This is a genomic window from Halostagnicola sp. A-GB9-2, assembly GCF_030068615.1.
Taxonomy (GTDB): Archaea; Halobacteriota; Halobacteria; order Halobacteriales; family Natrialbaceae; genus Halostagnicola.
The window spans coordinates 248956-268105 of the sequence record NZ_JASJOC010000001.1; the positions used below are offsets into that span (position 1 = coordinate 248956).

Below are 19150 nucleotides of genomic sequence, written 5' to 3' on the forward strand. Positions count from 1 at the left end.
ATGGTAAAAACACGATCACACTGGGTTTCAATCGGTGAGGTGGATCGGGGCCAGACCGCACAGGATTTCGCCATCGGGATCGGGATATTCCTGCTGGCGGTTGCGTTCGCGTTCGCGACGGTCCCCTCGCTCGTCGGACCGGATGCCGTAGAGAGCGACGGCGCCGCATACGCTCAGGCCGACCGCGTCGCAACGGCAATCGTCGACGACCTCGAGACCGGCGAGAACCCGAACGAACTAGACGGAGACCGACTCGAGAACGAGTACGATACCGAAGGGTTTCCGGAGCGGTTCGGGCTTCGAACGGTCGACGGAGCGTCGCTCGAGTCGGTGACGATTTCTCTTGAGACGCTCGACCGAGAAACCAGCCTCCTGACGCGGGGAGACGCCGATGTGGATGATCACTCCGCAGTCACGGTCGAGCGCCTCGTTTCCGTAGCCGGTATCAACGAGTGTCAGTCCGCTTGCCGGCTCACCGTGAGGGTTGGGAACCGATGAGTCCCCGTTTGCTTTCCCTCCCGTGGCGGGCGATCACCTCGATCAGCCGTATGAACGAGCCTCGAACACCCGACCGCTCTGGCGGAGATCGCGCTCAGGCGTACACGCTTGAGGGATTCGTCGGAGCCGCAATCGTTCTCGGTGTGGTCCTTATGGCCCTTCACTCGGGACCGCTCGCGGCGGTTATGGAGGAGTCAGGCGAACGTGATCGTCAAAACCAGCTCCAACAGGAAACGCAGGATGCGCTCGTCGTCGCAGCCGCTGCGGACGGGGGACCGGGCGACGAAGAAGTGGGAACCCTTTCGGCGTTCGTTCGTGCATGGAACGGCACCCAGTTCTCGAGTGATGAGGTCGAAAGCTACGTTCTTGGAGAGGTACTGGCCGAACAGTTCGGAGAATCTCCGAGGGATCTGGAGTATCTGATCTCGTTCAATTTCGAGAACGAAAACGGCTCGGTCAGCCAGGAGACGGTGTATGCGACCTCCGACGAAGAGCCGGACACAAACGCAGTCGCCGCGAATTACGTGGTAACTGTCTTTGGGGACCAGGAGGAGGCCGACGACTTCGGTCTCCGTTCTTCGATCAGTCCTCCAGGTGAATCGGCCGGCACCGTGATTGGCGTGGAGGTGACCGTCTGGTGACTCACTCTCGAGACCGCGGGCAGTTACTCCTCGTCGGTTCCATCGCAATCGCGTTCGTCCTCCTCGGGCTGGTCCTCACCTTCAACGGGATGGTGTACACGGAGACCGCTTCCTCGAGCGCAGAAAGTCGGGACCGCGGCGCGATGCAGGCGACGGAACACGGGGTCGTCGACGGTGTTCAACACATCGTAGAAGCCGCGTGGAACGAAGACGAGTTCGAATTTGAAGCGGGCATAGAGCGAGCGGTAGCCGAGTACGTCGAACAGTATCGACGGATGAACGCCGCCGGTGGAACGGCAGTCGTCAGTGCGGAACTAGCTATCGTCGAAGACGAGGCCGAAATTCGGCGGTTCAGTGGCGAACGGATCGGATCCGACGGAGAGCTTCTGTTCGAGGGAGAGTTTTCGAAATTCGACATCGAGACGGCAACGGATACCGTAACTCAGGAAATCGCGATTATGGCCGTTCCGCTCGAGGGAAATCCAGTGGAGCTCTCGCTCGCTCCGACCGGTGACGGAGCGATATCGGTCGGAGCGGCCGATGGAAACGCCTGTACGGTCGAGACAAGCAACGCCGAACTCGATCTCGTAACCGGCGACGACGGTGTCGACGAAGAGAACTCGAGCGACTGTGAGTACGACGTTCTCGAGAGCGAGAGAGGCTACGAGTCCGTCACCGTCGATCCGACGAACGACGCGGTGCTCGAATCGTACGATGTCGTTACGAGCGGTTCGGATACGCGAGTCCAGAACGCCGAGTCAACCGGCGTCGAGTTCGCCGAGCTCACGCTTCAGTACGACTCGAGGGACGTCACGACCGAACGCACCCACGCGATTTACGGGTTCGGTGAGGGGCCGTGATCGCGTTCCATCGCGACAGCCGTGCGGTTTCGATCGCACTAACGCACGCCCTGACACTCGGAATAACGACGATACTCGTCGGTGCTCTGCTACTCGGTGGTGGAACGTCCCTCGAGGCCGAGACCGACCGAACCGTAGCCGACTCGCTCGAGACGACGGGCGAGCGCCTCGCAACCGAAGTCACTCGCGCTGACGGGCTGGGATCTACCGACGGAGCGACCGAGGAGGTCACACTCTCCGTGGAGTATCCGGATACCGTCGCCAACTCGCGGTACAGAGTCGGACTCGTCGACGACTGTCACAAAATCGATGTCGCGCTGTCGGCGAGCGAACACTGCCTCGAACTCACCGCGACCCGCATCGACGAGTCGGTGTACGTCCCACTCGGAGAGTTGGATGCAGACATCGATGCGAAAGGCTCGGTTCGAGGCGGGGCGATCTCGGTCGTTCACGATGGTGATCAACTTGGGTTCGAAAACCCATGAAACGGACCCGAAACGAGCGGAGCGGGCGACGGGACGAACGCGCGGTCACCGAACTTGTTAGTTTTGTCCTCGTCTTCGGAACGATCGTTCTCAGCGTTGCCGTGGTGTCCATCGTCGGCTTTCAGGCGATACAGATCGAGCAAGAACACGAACAGTTCCACCTCGCCGAACGGGCAGTGGACGATCTTTCGAACGATTTCAACGATATCCTTCGAATCGACGGTGTGAGCCAGCGAGACAACGAGTTGGCAGTTAGTGGTCAGACCATCGCTCCGGGCGAACCGGGACCGCGGCTGGAGGTCGCTATCGACCACGCGGGTGGGACTGACACTGAGTCGTGGCGTCTCGGCTCGTTCGTCTACGGGGACGATTCCCACGCGGTCGCATACGAGGGTGGGGGCGTGTTTCGAACGAGCGAAACCGGCAAACGGACGAGTCTCGTGGAGCCACGGATACAGTGTGAGGATGAGACTGCAATCGTTTCGGTCGTAAAGATCAAGGAAGACAACCGTGCCGTCCAGTCGAACGGGGTCGTTTCAGTTACTGCGACGGAAACGGAGTCGTATCGAGAGACGTTTTTCAACGTCAATGCGCTCGAGATAGATGTCGAAACTGCACGCTCGTCCGACCGCGGCTGGGAACGCGCCTTTGACGGATGGACCGAAACCGGCGATAGCTGGACGTGTACCGGATCGGAGGGTGCGGTTGTCGACAGCCTCTCCGTTCACGTTGTGACGATCGACATCGACTACGCTACGTCGGTCTGAATCCGTTGCCAGGCCGCGTGGTCAGTGAAAGCGCCGCGCTCTCGAGGTTGGCGAATGGGGACGTTTCCACAGTCCGGTCTCAAAAACGACGTATAATGCCCTTCACGAGGAGTTCGGTTGATTCTGATACACTCGGAGACGGGAATCGTGAACCGAGAACGCGGACTGTACTCTCGAGGAAATCGTCTCCGATTTACCGATAACGAGGTATCCCTCCGGTCGGAGCGACCGTTCGATGGTCTCGAGCATCGGCGTTTTGTACTCGCTGTCGATGTAGATGAACAGGTTCCGGCAGGTCGCGAGGTCGAAGTCGGATTTGGGTTCGTCGTTTATGAGGTCGTGGCGTTCGAAGGTAACGGTCCGTTTGATCGAATCGGTTACTTCGTAGGTTCGCCCGTCTCGCTCGACGTAGTTCGAATAGTCCTCCAGAAACTCGAGTTGCTCGGCCAAATCGACCGTTCGGAGTTCCTCGTAGGCTCCCTCTCGAGCGGTCTCGAGTGCGGGTTCGCTGATATCGGTCGCGAGGATTTCCACCGCAGACTCGTCGATCCCGGGATCGTCGTGTGCGAGCATCGCTAGCGAATACGGTTCGCGTCCGTCCGCACAGGCCGCACTCCAAACGCGTACGGTTCCTCGAGTCTCCGATAGCTCTCGAAGGACGGCACGGATCCCCTCCCAGACGTCGGGATTTCGAAAGAAGCCGGTAACGTTGATGCTCATCGACTCGAGCAGGGCGACCTGTTCGTCGGGCGTCGCTCGGAGGTGGGCCAGATACTCCTCGTACGTCTCTGAATCGGTCCGTCGCATTCGAGACGTGATTCGTCGATCCAGATAACTATCGTTGTAGTGACTCGTCGCGAAGGCGAGTTCGGTTTCGACGTACTCGAGTAGTGTTTCGAACGTATCCGTCGTCATAGCGTTTGGTCTCCGTGTTCGTCGTCCGCAGTCTCAACGACGAGTTCGCCCGTCTCGAGGGAGAACTCGACGGTTCGTCCGTGATTTCCGCCGACATCTTCGGCGACGAGCGAGACGTCGAGCGTCTCGAGTTCCGCCTTCGCCGTGGCGATGTTCCGTTGGCCAACGCTGTCTCCGAGACGCTTGAACTCGAACATATCGCTGCCGCCGGCTATTTTGGCCTCGAGGGACGACCGGGAACCGCCGGCCTCGATCGTTCGTCGGCGCAGCGCTCGTACCGCCGTGTCGGCGTACTTCCCCGGTTTGTCACTGGTCGTCGTCGTCTCCGTACTGTCGGGTAACATCGCGTGTGCTAACCCACCAACCGCTCGTTTGGGATCGTAGAGTGCGATCGCAAGACAGGACCCCAACCCGTAGGATTTGAAGATATCGTTTCCGGTACCGACGAGAGCATCGGAAATGCGCACCTGTCGTGGAGCGGGTGCGTTCGGCTCAGAATTGGGCTGGTTCATCTGTGTCCTCCGATCGGTTGAAACCGCTTGTGACGTTCTCCTCTGCGATATAGTCACTTGTGCGTACCTGTTCAAGTACTCTTCCCTCGAAAACGAAACGGAAGCTGGCGATCGGGTCGGACGATAACTACCGGGGCCCTGGCGGCGAATCGTCGTCCGATTCGTCCCCGCCTTCGACGTCGAGGCCCATCCGCTTTCGACGTTCCTCTAATTCCTTGACCTGACGGTAGTAGTAGGCGACACCAGCGCCGCCGACGACCACGACGACGCCGATCAATCCGAGAAACAGCGGCACGTCTCGCGTATTGTAGTATCGCAACGAGATCGAACTATCGGCGTTGTCCCACGTCAGTTGCTCCTGGCCGTCGACTTCTTCCCGATCGTATCCGCCCGGACTAACGCCGCCTAGCAGGAAATTCGACGTGCTGTGTCCCTCGGGAATTGTCACTTCGTAGCTTCCCTGCATGTACATCCCAATCTGGAACGATTTGGAGGTCGAATCGCCCGAAAACGCGAGCGTTCCGTTTCCGTCCGGCACCCGAATATCGGTACTCGCACTCTCCTGTTCGATATCGAGTTCCGAGCCCGTTAGCTCGGTTCCGTTCTCATGCCAGTATCGAACGGCGTGGACGTCCACGGCCTGGTCGCTGTAGAGGGTTGATTCGGACATCGAAATCTCCTCGGTTCCGTTCAGATCGTAGACGGCGCGATATTCGCCGCCACCGATCAGGCTCGCACCTTCGACATCGATCGCGACGTCGGCGTCACTCTCTCGCAAGTCCTCGTAGTCCTGTTCGCGGTCGAGTTCCTCGTCGGAGATGCCGCCGAAGAACATCGAACAGCCCGCAAACGTCACGAGCAGACCGACGACGACGATGCCGAGAACGAGACGTCGATTCATGGCAGGTTAGGGAACGACACAACGGAGCTCTGCTGGCAGATACTCACCGATGCTCGAGAGGAGTCCCGGCGGGTCGGTATCCTCCGGGCAGACCACGCTCTGCTCGAGCAGGCCGAGTCGTTCGACGGTAATGTAATCCTGGGCGTGGCCGGCGCGATTGAGCGTCGCCCGAACTTCGGCGCGGGTTGCGCTGTTGACGTTCAGCCGACCGTCGCCGCGGCTCCACTCGTAGAGCCGATCGCGTTCTGCCTCGGCCAGACGAGAGGGCTCTGCATCTTCGTCGCCGAACTCGCCGCCGTAGACGAACCGCAGCGGCATGTGCTGGACGAGTCCGTAGCGTTCGCGGATCTGCGTCGGTGAACCGGGACCGAGATCGAACTCCTCGGCCGGGATCCGAACCGCTTGGCCGGCGTCGAGGATGAAGCCGTCTTCGTCCCACGAATCTAGCGTTCCGACGTACGTTTCACCGGCCTCGAGATCGGGGACGATTTCGCCGAACTCCTCGCGGAGGACGTTTCGCGCGACGACGGCGTCTTCGCCCTCGATCGTTACCGAGGGGAAATCGTCGTGGCGCACGCCGACCTCGAACTCGACCTCGAGGTCGCCGATTTCGTTGTTCACTAGGGATCGGAGCGAATCCGTCGCTCGCTCGCGTGCATCACCGCTGACGTAGAGTTTCGTTGCAAGTACAACCATCAGGCGTCGATATTAAGTTCGTCTTCGAGGGCGGCGAGACGATCGTCCATTGCGTTTACGAGTCGGTCGTTGTCCATCGATTCGACTGGCGAGCCACATTCGGGACATTCGAAGCCGAAGTCCATCGCTTCGCCGAACTCGAAGCGGATCGAACAGATCTCGCAGAGATAGAATTCGTGGTTTCGTTCGTACTCCTGACGGCCATCGAGGGCGTCGTGGAGACGATGCATCTCTTCTTCTAAGTTCTCCGGGATGTTGTCGTACTGGAACGTCCAGAGGTAGGTCAGCCAGCCCGAATCCTCGTCTCGAAGACGACGGTAGGTCGCCAGATCGTTCTCGTACAGGATAAACAGCGCCCGACGGACGTCGTTGAGCTCGAGATCTAAATCTTCTGCGAGCTCCTCGTCGGTCACTTCCCCGTCCGGCGGTGCCGCCGCGACGGGCATCCCCGTTGGGCCGACCAGCTCGTGTAAGTACTTCTGGATGACTGGATCCTCGAGCAGCTCCTCAAAAGCCATTAGCTACCCCTAATAGTATGCGACCATTAAGTCTTTTGAGCGACGGCGCAGTCCTCGGTCGAACGGTCGTCGTGGTTCGATCCGGTACCTGATCGTTCTCGAGAATCACTCGTCGTCGACTGGTTCGACCCGCTTTCCGGTTTCCTTCGGAATGACCCGACGATCGGCCCCTTTCCATTCCCGATCGAACTCGCGTCCCTCGAAAAGCCTGTCGAGAAAGACCGCCAGCCCGGCGACCTCCGAGTGGGGCTGATTAGTGACGCCGACGTTCCAGTCGGCGGCTTCGTAGACGTCGAAGGAGACTTTCTCGGAGCCGACGACGATCAATAGCGGCGTTTCGTGTTCGTCGTGTGAGGTTCGAATCTCGTCCTCGACGGATTCGACCCGCTCGCCGTACATCGTCAGGTGGACAACCGAGCCGTCCCAGTTCCGGATGATCGCATTCGGCGAATCGGTCAGTTCGACGTCGAAGGGGCCGCCAAATCGGTCCGTGATATCCGCGACGGTCTCGAGTGACTGTCCGGCGTTATCGGGAAAAATCACGCGGTCGGCACCCAGTGCGCGCGCTGTCAATCCGACGTGTGTCGTCATCCGTTCGTCGCGCCCGGGTCGGTGACCGAGACGGAGAACGGCGACTTCGGGCGAGCCATCCATGGACGGCACTTGTGGCGTCGAATATATGTGGATTCGGATTAGAAAGCGCTGGCTCGAGACAACGCCGTTCGGTTAGTGGTCCCGATCGCCGGAACCCTCTCCGTCGGCGGTCGCGAGCGCTGAACTCGTCACGAGTGCGAAGTAGGCGACGATGCCTGAAATCATACACAGGTAGTACGCCCACGTCGGGCCGTCGACGAGTTGGAAGAGCACTTCGACCATGGTCACCCAGACGATCGCGAACGCGAGATCCGTCAGGATCCCCCATCGCTCGTCTCGAGCCGTCTCGAGTCGCTCTCGAACGCCAGTCACGGATCTCTCACCCTGACTCTGATGTCGGATTTGAAAGTTCGTTTCATACGCGGTGAACCCGTTGTGCTGTGGAAAAGCTTGCTTTCAGTATCTTCGTCGATCGCCCTTCGACCGGTCCGATCCCAGCGACCGGCGAGTTGACCCGCCGGCACACGGGAATCGGTAGTCATACGCTTACGCGTCTTCGTCGCGAATGTCGACGACCATCGTCGGAATCGTCGTCGTTCGGAGGGTTCGCTCCGCAACGCTTCCGAGGAGCGCGCGTCGGACGCCGCCGCGGCCGGCCGATCCCATCACGATCAGATCGATGTCGTTTTCCTCGCCGTAGTCGGCGATCTGTCGATGTGGTTGACCGGCGACGATCGACTCGGTGACGTCGACGCCGTTATCGGCCGCCTGATCCGTGACCAAGCCGGTCGCGTTCCGGGCGCGCTCCTCGAGTTCGGGCATTTCGCCGAACTTCCCCTGTCGAATCCGATCGACCTGTTCGGCGCCGAGCCCGATATCCATCGCGCTGGTATCGACGACGTACAGCGCGTGTACGTCGGCGTCGTACTTCGCCGCGAGATCGACTGCGTGGGAAACGGCGTTCTCTGCGACCGTGCTTCCGTCCGTTGGGATGAGTATCGTATCGTACATTGGTCTAATCCTGATTAATCGTCTGCTGGAGTGCCGCCGTCTGCGACGGCGTCTTCGGCTGATTCAACGTTTTGCATCGGCTCCGGACTGTGGCACTGACGAACGAGTCGTTTGACGTGCTGTGGCGGGTTTTCGGTCACCAGCGACACGGCGATGATCGTCAGGAAAGCTACCGGAACGCCGACGAGCGCGGACGATTCGGCGGGTATCACGGCCGCGACTTCCGGAACGATCGCCTCCTCAGCGCCGATAGCGTCGACGTACTGTGGAACGACGTCGTTCAGGATCGCGCCGAACGAGATCGCCAGACCGACGAGCATCCCGGCGATCGCGCCTTCTCGCGTGGTGTTTTCCCACCAGAGACCAAGGAAGAACACGGGGAAGAAGACACAGCCGGCGATGGCGAAGGCCATCGCGACGAGTTCTGCAATCAGTGCAGGCGGGTTGAGCGCGACGAGCGTGACGAGCACGCCGAGTGCGACGATCGTTGCTCGACCGACGATCAACTGTTCGCGCTGACTCGCGTCCTCTTTGTAGAGATTCGTGTAGATGTCGTGTGCTGCCGCCGAGGAGCCGGAGATGAACAGCCCGGCGGTCGTCGCAAGCGCCGCGGCAACCGCACCGGCGGCGACGAGACCGACCAACCATTCCGGTAATCCAGCGAGTTGGGTCGTCAGGACGACGAGTGCGTCGGCTTCTTCACCGGTCATTTGAGTGTAATCGCCGACACCTTCTTCGTACAACAACGATCCGAACGCGCCGTATGCGGCCGTTCCCCAGTACAACAGGCAGATGAAGAACAGGCCCCAGACCGTTGACCAGCGGGCGGTCCGCTCGTTATCGACGGTGTAGAACCGAACGAGAACGTGTGGGAGCCCGCAGGTGCCCACGATGAGGGTGAACGCGAGTGCCACCCAGTGGTAGTAGGTCGCTTCCGCGAACGGCTCGGTGAACTGCGCGTCGATGTCGGCCATCTCGGTCGTCTGCGCGCCGAACTCGATGTACGGAAGCACCGTCGACCAGCCCTCCGTGTAGCCGGTTGCGTAGAGGCCGATCAGGAACGCCAAGATGAGGATGACGTACTGAATGGCCATGTTCTTGGTCGTTCCGAGCATCCCCGAAAGCGCGACGTAGACGATGGTCACGCCCATCAGGAGGATTACGCCAACCTGATAGTCGACGCCGAAGATGTACTGGGCCATCAGTCCCATTCCGCTACCCTGGCCGATGGCGTAGACGAACGCGATCAACAGCGTGGTAAACGCCGCGATTGCACGGCCGGTCTCCGAGTAAAACCGATCGCCGATGAAGTCCGGCGCGGTGTACTTTCCGAATCGGCGGAACTGTGCCGCCATGAAGATGAGCAGGATGAAGTAGCCCGTCGTCCAGCCGACGAGGTACGCCAATCCGAAGTATCCCGCTAATGCGATCGTCGACGCCACGCCGAGGTAGGATGCCGCGCTCATCCAGTTCGCGCCGATCGCCATTCCGTTCTCGATGCTCCCGATAGAGCGACCGGCAACCCACAGTTCGTCGACCGCGGCAACCCGGAATAGCCAGCCGACCGCGAGGAATAGGATCAACATCGTAATGACCGTCAACGCCGGAACGAGTTTGAATTCACCGACGTCGAGTGCCGTCTCGAGGAAGATCGGCTCTATCATTCTTCACCTCCGTCGGCGGCTACTGCCGCGCCGGCATCGGCTTCGTCCCCGTGTTCGATGCCGTACTGATCGTCGAGACGATCCCGCTGCCAGGCGTACGCCGCCGACAGCAACAACGCACCGAGCGGAGCCATCACCGCGGTCAAGAAGTAATGAAGCTGGAAGCCCATCACCATCGTCTCGGTCATTATCTCCGGTGCGATCGCCGTTGCAGTTACCGGCCCGAAGACGAACAGAATCCAGGCAATAAACGAACCGATGATCACCTTCATGTGATCGCGCATGAACGGAGTTGCCGGTTTAAATATGTTTATCTCCTTATCGAGGTAGTTTGCAGTCTGAACGCCGCCATCAGTTTCGAAATTCGTCTCTTCGTTCCCCTGTGAGCTATTATCTGTCATATTTTGGTTTCGTGTTGTGTTCTCTTTGGTACGTTATCTCCAAAGAATCGAAGACGAGTTCAGTCGTCTTGTCCGCCCGTTGCGATTTCGTCGACGATCTCCGGATTACGGAGCGTCGACGTGTTCCCCAGTTCGTTTCCGCTCGCAATGTCTTCTAACAGTCGTCGCATGATTTTGCCCGAGCGCGTTTTCGGTAGTTCCGGCGTGAAGACGACCTCCTCCGGTTTCGCGATCGGACCGATCGACTCGAGTACCCCTTCGACGACGCGCTGCTGGAGTTCGTCGCCTTCTTCGTAGCCGTCCTCCGTAATTGCGTAGACGTAGACAGCTTCGCCTTTAACCTCGTGGTCGCCGCCGACGACGGCCGCTTCGGCGATCCCTTCGACGCCGACAATCGCGCTCTCGATTTCCATCGTTCCCAGCCGGTGTCCCGAGACGTTGATCACGTCGTCGACCCGCCCGAGCACGGTGATGTAGCCGTCGTCGTCGATTTTTGCGCCGTCTTCGGGGAAGTAGACCCACTCGTCTGCATCGGGGTCGGAGTACTCCTCCCAGTACTCCTCGATGAACCGCTCGTCGTTCTGATAGAGGGTTCGAAGCATCCCCGGCCACGGCTGATTGACGGTGAGATAGCCCGCGTTACCCGCCTCGACTTCGCTCCCTTCGGCGTCGACGATTCGACCGTCGATTCCCGGAAGCGGTGGGCCGGCAGAACCGGGCTTCATCGTCCCGATTCCCGGCAGCGTCGTGATCATCATGCCACCCGTCTCGGTCTGCCACCAGGTGTCGACGATCGGGCACTCCTCGCCGCCGATGTGTTTGTAATACCACTTCCACGCGCGCGGATTGATCGGTTCGCCAACCGTTCCGAGCAATCGGAGCGAGGAGAGGTCGTGTTTCTCGGGGTAGTCGGTACCCCACTTCATGAACGCCCGAATCGCCGTCGGAGCCGTGTAGAAGATGTCGACGTCGTTCTTCTCGACGAGTTCCCACATCCGGTCTTTCTCCGGGTAGTCGGGGGTTCCTTCGTACATCACCGTCGTCGTTCCGAGCGCGAGCGGCCCGTAGACGATGTAGGAGTGGCCAGTAATCCAGCCGATGTCCGCCGCACACCAGTAGGTGTCCTCGGGTTCGATGTCCAGTACCGCGTGACTCGTCCAGGCGGCGTAGGAGAGGTAGCCACCCGTCGTGTGTTTGACGCCTTTCGGCTGGCCCGTCGTTCCCGAGGTGTACATCAGGAACAGCATGTCCTCCGCATCTCGAGAAACCGGCTCGACCGACTCTCCGGCGTGGTCTGCGACCAGTTCGTCGTAATCGTGCTGGTTGTCGTCCAGTTCGTGCTCGAGGTCGTCGCCGAGCCGATCGACGACCACGACGTCGGAAACGTCGTGATCGACGCCTTCGAGTCCCTCGTTGGCTTTCTCGATGTGATCGAGCGCGTCGCCGCGGCGGTAGTAGCCGTCGCAGGTGACGAGATATTCGCTGTTCGCGGAGTTCATCCGCGTCGCCAGCGCGTCGGCCGAGAACCCGGCGAAGACGACCGAGTGTGGCGCACCCAGTCGGGCACAGGCCAACATCGCGATCGGAAGCTCCGGAATCATCGGCAAGTAAAGCGTCACGACGTCGTCCTCCTCGACGCCGAGATCGCGGAGCGTCGAAGCGAACTCGTCTACTTCCTCGAGTAGTTCTTCGTACGTGTACGTGCGCGTTTCGCCGAGTTCGCCCTCCCACTCGATGGCGACGCTCTCTGCGCGTCCGTCCTCGACGTGTCGGTCCAGACAGTTTTCGGAGGCGTTCAGTTCGCCGTTCGTGAACCACTCGTAGAAGGGGGCGTCGTCGTCCTCGAGAACCGTGTCGTACTCCTCGTTCCAGTCCAGAAGGTCGGCGGCTCGTTCCCAACACTCCGGCCAGTTCTCCTCGAATTCCTCGTAGATCCCCTCGTCTGCCACGTTCGCCTGTTCGACGAACGATTCCGGTGGCTCGAAGGATTCCTGTTCTTCGAGTCGCACCTCGAGATCGGCGTTCTCGTCTGTCATGGTACACCCAATCAATGATGTACCAGGGTACTAAACGGAGTATCTAGCTGTGTAAACTTGCCCCGCAGGAATATCATCATAGTTTATTAATTTTTTACGAGTTCCAAGACAATAATGTCGCGATTAGGGATCTCGTTCGACAGCTGTCCGAAGCGATAGCGAAAAATCGACTGGCGGCCTCGGGTTTCTGCAGTTCTTCCGGCGGAGTAGGTCTCGGGTCTAGATACTTAACACGACAGTCGTCGGCGCTCATCCAAATTATATTCGTAAGAGATGAATGCCCTTGCGCACGCTAGTCTCGTGGCGCGTCGAAGAACGTTCTGAGTAGTTCGTGCTGTCCCTTTCGCAAGTGATTGTGTAAGGTCGGCGAGGAGACACCCATCGCGTCGGCGACCTCTTCGGCGGTGCTTTCCCGCGGCCAGTCGTAGTAGCCGCCGAAGTACGCGGCTCTAAGTGCCGATTCCTGTCGGTCCGTGAGTCGGTCCTCGAGACCCTCGCGAAACTCGTAGGCGGTCTGGACGGTTCGTTCGGCTTCACGTTTTCCGATGAGCTCCGAGTCCGGAAACGCGGATCGTAACCCGTCGACGATCGTCCGTACATCGGCCGCTCCCGCGCATTCGGCGGCAATGGTTGCCGTTCCGTTTTCGACGACGGTCTCGAGAACGGTCACGCCGTACTCCGTAAGCGTCAGCGTCGGCGAGGATCCCTCGACGATGAATTCGACGCGCCAGCCGTCCTCGTAGGTCTCGATCAGCCGACAATCGTCGATACCCGGATCGGCTTCGGCGAGTTCGAAAACCGTCTTCGGCGGTCCGTCCTGAAGCGTCACGTAGTACAGTTGCGTCGATTCCGAGACCGGGACGAACGAATCGATCTCGAACCGACAGCCGAGCTGGGCCGACGTATCGACGAAAAAGGACTGCTCGTCGCGACAGGCAAACTCGAGTTCGACGACCGTATCCGACAGCAAGAGATTGCGACGGCGGACCGCGGCGATCGCGTATCCGACCTGCCGACCGATCGTCTCGAGCCAGGCGAGTTCGTCCGCTCCGAACCCCCCCTCGCGTTCGGTCACGACCGAAAGCGTTCCGTAGACGGTATCGCCGTAGGACAGGCAGACGCGCGCGAGTTTTCCTTCGACGTACTCCTCCTCGAGCGTTCCAGAAATGTCCGTTACCACAGTTTCGCTCATTTCACTTCCGCTGACCGCGGAGGCGGCCGAGTGCGGACGTCCGGCTTCAGACGTATCGCTCCCCCCGAGCGTATCGGTACCGTCGATCGCATCACGACCCGCGGACGCATCGGTACCGTCGGGCGATTCATCGGTCCCGGACACCTCGCTTCCGGCGGGTGGATCTGCACCGATTTCACCGGTGCGTGCGGTTCCGTCGGCGGCCAACTCAGCGCCGCTTTGATGGCGGTGGGATCGCCCGCTCTCGGTCTCGGCGTACCAGTCGTCCGGAACCAACCGTTCGGCGGCTTCGCGGTCGATACCGCTCGAGGTCCGCCACTCTCGTTGCCCGGTCGTTCGCGTGGTTCGATCGATCCAGGCGAATTCGTACGCCGGCCCGTCAACGAGCGTCTGACAGCAAACGAATTCGACCTCGTCGTGTGCGGACGCCTCGAGAAGCTGGTTCGTGACGGCCCGAAATCGGTTCGTGACCTCGTTTGCCCGCTCGATCCGGTCGTTCCTCGAGCGTTCGTTCTCGAGTCGATCGCGGTAGCTCGAAACGTCGTGGACGAAGAGGGCGAACCCGCTTCTGGTGCCCGTTTCGTCACGCAGGGGAACGATAAGTTCGGTCGCACGGAACCGGCTCCCGTCTCGGTTGACGAACCAACTGTCGTCCTCGTGAGGGGAATCCGTCGTCGCTTCGGCCAGTTTGTGATCGAGCGCGTCGGCGTCGCGGTCGTCGTCTGCATAAAAGGTGGAGACGTGCGTACCGACGATTTCGGTGGCGTGGTAGCCAAACGTCGAGACGGCGCTCCGATTCCAGCGCTCGACGTAGCCGTCGGCGTCCAGTCGTACCAGAGCGCACCGATCGGTTGCGGCGAGCAGGGATCTGACAATGCCGTCGTCGCCGGTGGCTGGCGAGTTCCGATCGGATCGTCCCTCGTTTTCAGTCGGCTCGAACGCAGCCACGAGTTCTTCGTCGGTCGGCTCGGAGAGGTACGCTTCGAGGGCTTCGAAGCTCTGCCAGCCGCCGGCCGATTTGACTACGCGCGGGTTGATCTCGTCGCTAACCAGCGCCGACCGGGCAAAATAGTGACGCAGATCGCTCGAGGAAACTGACGAGAGAGACGAATCGTTCGTGCGTTCGCTCGCGCGGTCTGCAACGTCGGAGACGAGCATCTGGAGCCGTCTCGGCGTGACCGGAAAGATCCGTTCGGATTCGTCGAGGTCGTTGCTCCGGACGTACCGCTCGAGGTCGCGTTGGACGGCTGTCGGAAGGTATGCGGTCCGCCTACTGTCGGGGCCGGCCTCATCGCTCCCTGTCTCTTCGTCGACCGCCTCCCCCGGAATCCGAAGCAGATATCGCGACGGATCGGCACTGACCTGATCGACGTCGTCGTTCGAGAGTCGCGCGAGTTCCACAGGCCGAAGGCCGACCTCACCACAGAGCCTGACGACGAGTGCTTCTCGATACGTTTCGGCGGCCTCAAGAAGGGTCTCGTACTCACTTCGCGTGAGCGTGGTCGCCGCCGCCTCCCCGAAAGTCATATTTCGTGTTTTCTACGAGACCGAACATAGTTCTACTGGTACCTGGCGGATTAGAACGGTGATTAGAAATATAATGCAATTAGTACCGAGGTGCCGATTTCGCGAAATTTAGCAAGGCGAAATCCGTTGCGTCCCGCTTTCGTATCCTTATTCCTGGGAGGCAGACTGAATTTCGCCGACGATTTCGGGGTTTCGGAGCGCGCTCGTATCGCCCAGTTCCTCGCCGTTCGCAACGTCCTCGAGCAGTCGACGGAGGATTTTACCGGAGCGCGTTTTCGGTAATTCCGGCGTGAAGACGATTTCTTCGGGAAGCGCGAGCGGACCGATCGCGTCCTCGATGCTAGAGCGGATCCGAGTTCGGATGTCTGCTTCGTCTTCGACGCGTCGCTCCGTACTCACGTACGCGTAGATCTCCGTGTCGTTCGAATCCGCCGTGCGACCGACGACGGCCGCTTCGGCGACGCCTTCCGTATCCGCGATCGCTCCCTCGATTTCCATCGTACTCAGCCGGTGGCCCGAGAGATTGATGACGTCGTCGACGCGACCGAGGACGGTGATATACCCGTCCTCGTCCACTCGAGCGGCGTCCCCGCTGAAGTACACCCACTCGTCGTCCTCGGGTTCGGAGAACCGCCGCCAGTACTCGTCGACGAACTGCTCTCGCCCGTCGTACAGCGTCCTAACCATTCCCGGCCACGGTTGGGCGAGCGTCAGGTAGCCCGCCTCGCCCGGGTCGACGGGGTCGCCGGTCGCGTCGACGACGCGCGCATCGATTCCCGGCAGTGCGGGACCCGCCGCTCCGGGCTTCATCTCGGAGATTCCCGGTAGCGTCGAGATGGCGATCCCGCCCGTTTCGGTCTGCCACCAGGTATCGACGATCGGACACTCGCCGTTCCCGACGTGCTCGTGATACCACTCCCAGGGTCGGGGGCTGATCGGCTCGCCGACGCTCCCGAGCAGGCGCAACGAGGAGAGATCGTGACGGTTCGGGTACTCCTCTCCCCACTTCATGAACGCACGGATCGCCGTCGGTGCCGTATAGAAGACGTCGACCGCGTTCCTGTCGACGATCTCCCAGAGCCGATCGCGATCGGGATAGTCCGGAGAGCCCTCGTAAATCACCGTCGTCGTGCCGAGCGAGAGCGGGCCGTAAACGATGTAGGAGTGTCCCGTGATCCAGCCGATGTCGGCCGCACACCAGTAGGTGTCCTCGGGTTTGATGTCGAGTACCGCGTGGCTCGTCCAGGCGACGTTCGTGAGATAGCCGCCCGTGCTGTGGACGACTCCTTTCGGCTCGCCCGTCGTTCCCGAGGTGTACATCACGAACAGCATGTCTTCGGCATCGCGGGAAACGGGCTCTACCGTTTCGCCGTAAAATTCCTCGAGCAGGTCGTGATAGTCGCGTTCGTTTTCGCCAAGCACGTGCGGGAGGTCGTCACCGAGACGATCGACGACGACCGTCTCGACGTCCTGCTCGAGGCCGATGATCGCATTATCGGCCTTGCTCTTCTGATTGAACGCGTCGCCGCGCCGATAATATCCGTCACAGGTGATCAAAAAATCCGAGCTCGCGGCGTCCATCCGCGTCGATAGCGCGTCGGCCGACAGCCCGGCGAAGACGACCGAGTGTGGCGCGCCGATTCGGGCACACGCGAGCATCGCGATCGGCAACTCCGGGATCATCGGCAAGTAGATCGTAACGACGTCGTCCTCTTGGACGCCGAGCGACCGTAACGCGGCGGCACACTCGTTGACCTCGACGTAGAGATCGCGATAGGTGTAGGTTCGCGTCTCGCCGTGTTTTCCCTCCCAGCGGATCGCGGCGTGGTTCTTGCGCCCCGACTCGACGTGTCGATCGAGACAGTTGTACGACGCGTTGAGGCGACCACCGTCGAACCACCGGTAAAACGGCGCGTCCTCCTCCTCGAGGACTGTATCGTACGTCTCGTCCCACTCGAGCAACTTCGTGGCTCGTTCCCAGCACGCCGGCCAGTTCGCTTCGAACTCCGCGTAAACGTCCGAATCCGAGACGTTTGCCTGTGAAACGAAAGACGTTGGCGGACTGTGTGGTGTTCCGGTGGGTGCAGCGACGTTCCGGTCCCACCCGTTCGGATCGGCCATATCTTGTCTCAATCGACGGAAGTGAGACGAATAAACGTTCTGTCGATCTCTCCCTGTCTTGCCGGTTTCGGGTGTTCGAATCGAACGTCAACTGAATGGAAGTGTCGTCGAACGAGGAAAAGAGGAAGACGGCAATCCGGCCTCGGCCGCGAGCATCCTCGAGCCGACTCACGGCCAGAAGATGGTATTTGTGATCACGACAGGAGATACTGTTTAGTAGACCCCACCGTGACGTACTACCATGGCAAACGCCGTTCTCGTCGCGCTGGACAGCTCCGATCCCGCTCGGGCAGCGCTCGAACACGCCTGTCGGAATCACCCGGATGCGACGATAACCGCCTTACACGTCGTCGATCCCGCGGACCAGAGCAGTTACACGTCGATGACGGGCGCACCGACGGTCGAAACGCAGGCCACGAAACGACGGCAAGAAGAGCGCGTCGAGTCGCTGTTCGACGACGCCCAGCATATCGCCGACGAATACGGGGTCGTCCTCTCGACCGAAATGAGGACGGGAGACCCCGCAAAGACGGTTGCGACCGTCGCGGAGGAGGGGAATTTCGACCTCATCGTCGTCGGTAGCCACGGCCGCGAAGGGGTGACTCGAATCCTGCTCGGGAGCGTCGCAGAACGGATCGTACGTCGAGCCCCCGTTCCGGTGACGATCGTCAGGTAAACCAACCGCTCCTGTGCCGATCGTCAGCTGAATCAGCCGCCCCCGCAACGGCAGCCGGGAAAATCGATCTCCTCAACCCGTGTGACGAACGACGTACACGTCGTAGCGCTGGTCGTTCGCGACGGGACTACCGACGCTCGAGAGCGGTGCGATAACCGACCCGGCGTTCTCCGAACCGATGAAGACGACCGACGCCTCGATCTCCCCGGCGACGAGGCGGATCTCGCGGACGACGTCCGTCGTCGCCGTGGCGGTCGGCTCGTCCGAGTCGACTCGTTCGGTTCGGAACGTCGCCTCGGGTGCGACCGCGTTCGACCGTTTGGCAATCCCGTCCGCGATAGCCGCCTGGTCGAACGGCTCCCCTTCGGTTATCCAGCCTCGTTCTCGAGCGTAGTCCTCGTCGTCCGGAATCACCGTCAGGACGACGAGTTCCTCGTCCAACAGTTCGCTGAACTCCGTCGCCTTCTCGAGCGCACTGGTCGCCAGTTCCGACCCGTCGTACGGAACGAGTAGTGACATACAGCAGTAACTCACGACGGTGACAGTAAACCTTCGCCCTAGAACTCACCAGCTTCGACGGCTGGACCGCCGTAGCGGTGGTCTCGCTCGCTCCGACTCTCGTCGTTGTCGGTTACTTCTCCTGGCCTCGAGTTCCTCCGGCATCGTCGACCACGAGGACGGGACGATCCGAGAGTCGAACGATCGCGTCCACCGTGCTCCCGAGCAACGCCCGTCTGAACGACGAGCGTCCGTGAGACCCGACGACGAGCAGACCGATCTCGTGTTCGTCGGCGTACGCGAGGATCTCCTCGTGAGGCGGGCCGGTTCGCATCGACGTGGCAACCGAGACCCCCGAATCGGCGGCCGCCTGCTCAAGGGCCTCGAGCGAATCGTGGGCGTGCGCTCGAAGCCGCTGTTCGACCTCGTCGGGATCGACGAGGCCGCTGTCGTAGGCCGTCCGCGTTTCGACGACGGCGACGCCGTGGAGCGGGACCTCGAGCGCTCGAGCGAGTGAAACCGCGTCCGTCACGGCGGCCGACGCGTCGTCGCTTCCGTCGGTCGCAACGAGGATCGATTCGTACATGCGCGAAGAGACGGCCCGTGTGCTGAAAGAACCACGTGTCGGTCCGCCCTT

At 60.7% G+C, this 19150-nt stretch carries 21 protein-coding genes; 6 read left to right on the forward strand and 15 right to left on the reverse strand.

What is annotated here, in order from left to right:
• The 5 genes from QNM96_RS01280 to QNM96_RS01300 are packed head-to-tail and all read left to right on the forward strand — an operon-like array spanning position 1 to position 3251.
• Entirely contained in the window at positions 1-498 is a 498-nt protein-coding gene (locus tag QNM96_RS01280; protein WP_283834192.1) for a hypothetical protein, read from the forward strand.
• A 50-nt stretch (positions 499-548) separates the two neighbouring features.
• On the forward strand, positions 549-1139 hold the full coding sequence (locus QNM96_RS01285) for a hypothetical protein (RefSeq protein WP_283834193.1): 591 nt from the start codon (positions 549-551) through the stop codon (positions 1137-1139).
• Complete coding sequence (locus QNM96_RS01290; RefSeq protein WP_283834194.1) at positions 1136-1999, forward strand: hypothetical protein; 864 nt, start codon at positions 1136-1138, stop codon at positions 1997-1999. The genes QNM96_RS01285 and QNM96_RS01290 overlap by 4 nt, the downstream gene beginning before the upstream one ends.
• Positions 1996-2484 carry a hypothetical protein gene (locus QNM96_RS01295; RefSeq protein WP_283834195.1) on the forward strand — a complete coding sequence of 163 codons (489 nt, stop codon included), beginning with the start codon at positions 1996-1998 and terminating at the stop codon, positions 2482-2484. Before QNM96_RS01290 ends, QNM96_RS01295 begins: the two co-directional genes overlap by 4 nt.
• Positions 2481-3251 carry a hypothetical protein gene (locus QNM96_RS01300; RefSeq protein WP_283834196.1) on the forward strand — a complete coding sequence of 257 codons (771 nt, stop codon included), beginning with the start codon at positions 2481-2483 and terminating at the stop codon, positions 3249-3251. Before QNM96_RS01295 ends, QNM96_RS01300 begins: the two co-directional genes overlap by 4 nt.
• A gap of 102 nt (positions 3252-3353) precedes the next feature.
• Here the strand turns inward: QNM96_RS01300 and QNM96_RS01305 are convergent, their stop codons facing one another.
• From QNM96_RS01305 to acs (QNM96_RS01365), 13 genes are all read right to left on the reverse strand, one after another.
• Positions 3354-4166, reverse strand: coding sequence for a protein-glutamate O-methyltransferase CheR (locus QNM96_RS01305; RefSeq protein WP_283834197.1), 813 nt, complete (start codon positions 4164-4166; stop codon positions 3354-3356).
• Positions 4163-4678 carry a chemotaxis protein CheD gene (locus tag QNM96_RS01310; RefSeq protein WP_283834198.1) on the reverse strand — a complete coding sequence of 172 codons (516 nt, stop codon included), beginning with the start codon at positions 4676-4678 and terminating at the stop codon, positions 4163-4165. Before QNM96_RS01310 ends, QNM96_RS01305 begins: the two co-directional genes overlap by 4 nt.
• A gap of 127 nt (positions 4679-4805) precedes the next feature.
• The gene (locus tag QNM96_RS01315; protein ID WP_283834199.1) at positions 4806-5579 is read right to left on the reverse strand and encodes a DUF5803 family protein; all 774 of its coding nucleotides are present in this window, start codon (positions 5577-5579) and stop codon (positions 4806-4808) included.
• 6 nt (positions 5580-5585) lie between these two features.
• A complete protein-coding gene (locus QNM96_RS01320) occupies positions 5586-6275 on the reverse strand; it encodes a DUF2110 family protein (protein WP_283834200.1) in 690 nt (229 codons plus the stop codon).
• On the reverse strand, positions 6275-6793 hold the full coding sequence (locus QNM96_RS01325) for a transcription factor (protein ID WP_283834201.1): 519 nt from the start codon (positions 6791-6793) through the stop codon (positions 6275-6277). Before QNM96_RS01325 ends, QNM96_RS01320 begins: the two co-directional genes overlap by 1 nt.
• 105 nt (positions 6794-6898) lie before the next feature.
• Positions 6899-7447, reverse strand: a complete 549-nt coding sequence (locus tag QNM96_RS01330) for a tRNA (cytidine(56)-2'-O)-methyltransferase (protein ID WP_283834202.1) — start codon at positions 7445-7447, stop codon at positions 6899-6901.
• Positions 7448-7519: 72 nt separating this feature from the next.
• Positions 7520-7759 (reverse strand): hypothetical protein, encoded by a 240-nt coding sequence (locus tag QNM96_RS01335; protein WP_283834203.1) that lies wholly within the window; start codon positions 7757-7759, stop codon positions 7520-7522.
• 174 nt (positions 7760-7933) lie between these two features.
• Positions 7934-8398, reverse strand: coding sequence for a universal stress protein (locus tag QNM96_RS01340; RefSeq protein WP_283834204.1), 465 nt, complete (start codon positions 8396-8398; stop codon positions 7934-7936).
• Between the two features lie 14 nt (positions 8399-8412).
• On the reverse strand, positions 8413-10062 hold the full coding sequence (locus QNM96_RS01345) for a VC_2705 family sodium/solute symporter (protein WP_283834205.1): 1650 nt from the start codon (positions 10060-10062) through the stop codon (positions 8413-8415).
• Positions 10059-10463 (reverse strand): DUF4212 domain-containing protein, encoded by a 405-nt coding sequence (locus QNM96_RS01350; protein ID WP_283834206.1) that lies wholly within the window; start codon positions 10461-10463, stop codon positions 10059-10061. Before QNM96_RS01350 ends, QNM96_RS01345 begins: the two co-directional genes overlap by 4 nt.
• A 59-nt stretch (positions 10464-10522) precedes the next feature.
• Positions 10523-12499, reverse strand: coding sequence for an acetate--CoA ligase (gene acs, locus QNM96_RS01355; protein WP_283834207.1), 1977 nt, complete (start codon positions 12497-12499; stop codon positions 10523-10525).
• A gap of 292 nt (positions 12500-12791) precedes the next feature.
• A complete protein-coding gene (locus tag QNM96_RS01360; RefSeq protein ID WP_283834208.1) occupies positions 12792-15218 on the reverse strand; it encodes a bacterio-opsin activator domain-containing protein in 2427 nt (808 codons plus the stop codon).
• 147 nt (positions 15219-15365) lie between these two features.
• The gene (gene acs, locus QNM96_RS01365; RefSeq protein ID WP_283834209.1) at positions 15366-17339 is read right to left on the reverse strand and encodes an acetate--CoA ligase; all 1974 of its coding nucleotides are present in this window, start codon (positions 17337-17339) and stop codon (positions 15366-15368) included.
• Positions 17340-17580: 241 nt separating this feature from the next.
• On the opposite strand from acs (QNM96_RS01365), the gene QNM96_RS01370 reads away from it, so the two are divergent.
• Positions 17581-18015: a universal stress protein gene (locus tag QNM96_RS01370; protein ID WP_283834210.1), complete on the forward strand. Its 435-nt coding sequence runs from the start codon at positions 17581-17583 to the stop codon at positions 18013-18015.
• A gap of 72 nt (positions 18016-18087) precedes the next feature.
• On the opposite strand, the gene QNM96_RS01375 is transcribed toward QNM96_RS01370, so the two are convergent.
• Positions 18088-18534: a universal stress protein gene (locus QNM96_RS01375; protein WP_283834211.1), complete on the reverse strand. Its 447-nt coding sequence runs from the start codon at positions 18532-18534 to the stop codon at positions 18088-18090.
• 112 nt (positions 18535-18646) lie between these two features.
• Positions 18647-19099, reverse strand: coding sequence for a universal stress protein (locus QNM96_RS01380; protein ID WP_283834212.1), 453 nt, complete (start codon positions 19097-19099; stop codon positions 18647-18649).
• Positions 19100-19150: the final 51 nt, after the last annotated feature.

Coding starts and splice junctions, on each gene's coding strand:
- QNM96_RS01310 (WP_283834198.1), bottom strand. CDS start 4,678: ATGAACCAGCCCAATTCTGAGCCGAACGCACCCGCTCCACGACAGGTG.
- QNM96_RS01375 (WP_283834211.1), bottom strand. CDS start 18,534: ATGTCACTACTCGTTCCGTACGACGGGTCGGAACTGGCGACCAGTGCG.
- QNM96_RS01380 (WP_283834212.1), bottom strand. CDS start 19,099: ATGTACGAATCGATCCTCGTTGCGACCGACGGAAGCGACGACGCGTCG.
- QNM96_RS01370 (WP_283834210.1), top strand. CDS start 17,581: ATGGCAAACGCCGTTCTCGTCGCGCTGGACAGCTCCGATCCCGCTCGG.
- QNM96_RS01330 (WP_283834202.1), bottom strand. CDS start 7,447: ATGGATGGCTCGCCCGAAGTCGCCGTTCTCCGTCTCGGTCACCGACCC.
- QNM96_RS01325 (WP_283834201.1), bottom strand. CDS start 6,793: ATGGCTTTTGAGGAGCTGCTCGAGGATCCAGTCATCCAGAAGTACTTA.
- acs (WP_283834207.1), bottom strand. CDS start 12,499: ATGACAGACGAGAACGCCGATCTCGAGGTGCGACTCGAAGAACAGGAA.
- QNM96_RS01285 (WP_283834193.1), top strand. CDS start 549: ATGAACGAGCCTCGAACACCCGACCGCTCTGGCGGAGATCGCGCTCAG.
- QNM96_RS01315 (WP_283834199.1), bottom strand. CDS start 5,579: ATGAATCGACGTCTCGTTCTCGGCATCGTCGTCGTCGGTCTGCTCGTG.
- QNM96_RS01350 (WP_283834206.1), bottom strand. CDS start 10,463: ATGACAGATAATAGCTCACAGGGGAACGAAGAGACGAATTTCGAAACT.
- QNM96_RS01305 (WP_283834197.1), bottom strand. CDS start 4,166: ATGACGACGGATACGTTCGAAACACTACTCGAGTACGTCGAAACCGAA.
- QNM96_RS01300 (WP_283834196.1), top strand. CDS start 2,481: ATGAAACGGACCCGAAACGAGCGGAGCGGGCGACGGGACGAACGCGCG.
- acs (WP_283834209.1), bottom strand. CDS start 17,339: ATGGCCGATCCGAACGGGTGGGACCGGAACGTCGCTGCACCCACCGGA.
- QNM96_RS01360 (WP_283834208.1), bottom strand. CDS start 15,218: ATGACTTTCGGGGAGGCGGCGGCGACCACGCTCACGCGAAGTGAGTAC.
- QNM96_RS01320 (WP_283834200.1), bottom strand. CDS start 6,275: ATGGTTGTACTTGCAACGAAACTCTACGTCAGCGGTGATGCACGCGAG.
- QNM96_RS01345 (WP_283834205.1), bottom strand. CDS start 10,062: ATGATAGAGCCGATCTTCCTCGAGACGGCACTCGACGTCGGTGAATTC.
- QNM96_RS01280 (WP_283834192.1), top strand. CDS start 1: ATGGTAAAAACACGATCACACTGGGTTTCAATCGGTGAGGTGGATCGG.
- QNM96_RS01340 (WP_283834204.1), bottom strand. CDS start 8,398: ATGTACGATACGATACTCATCCCAACGGACGGAAGCACGGTCGCAGAG.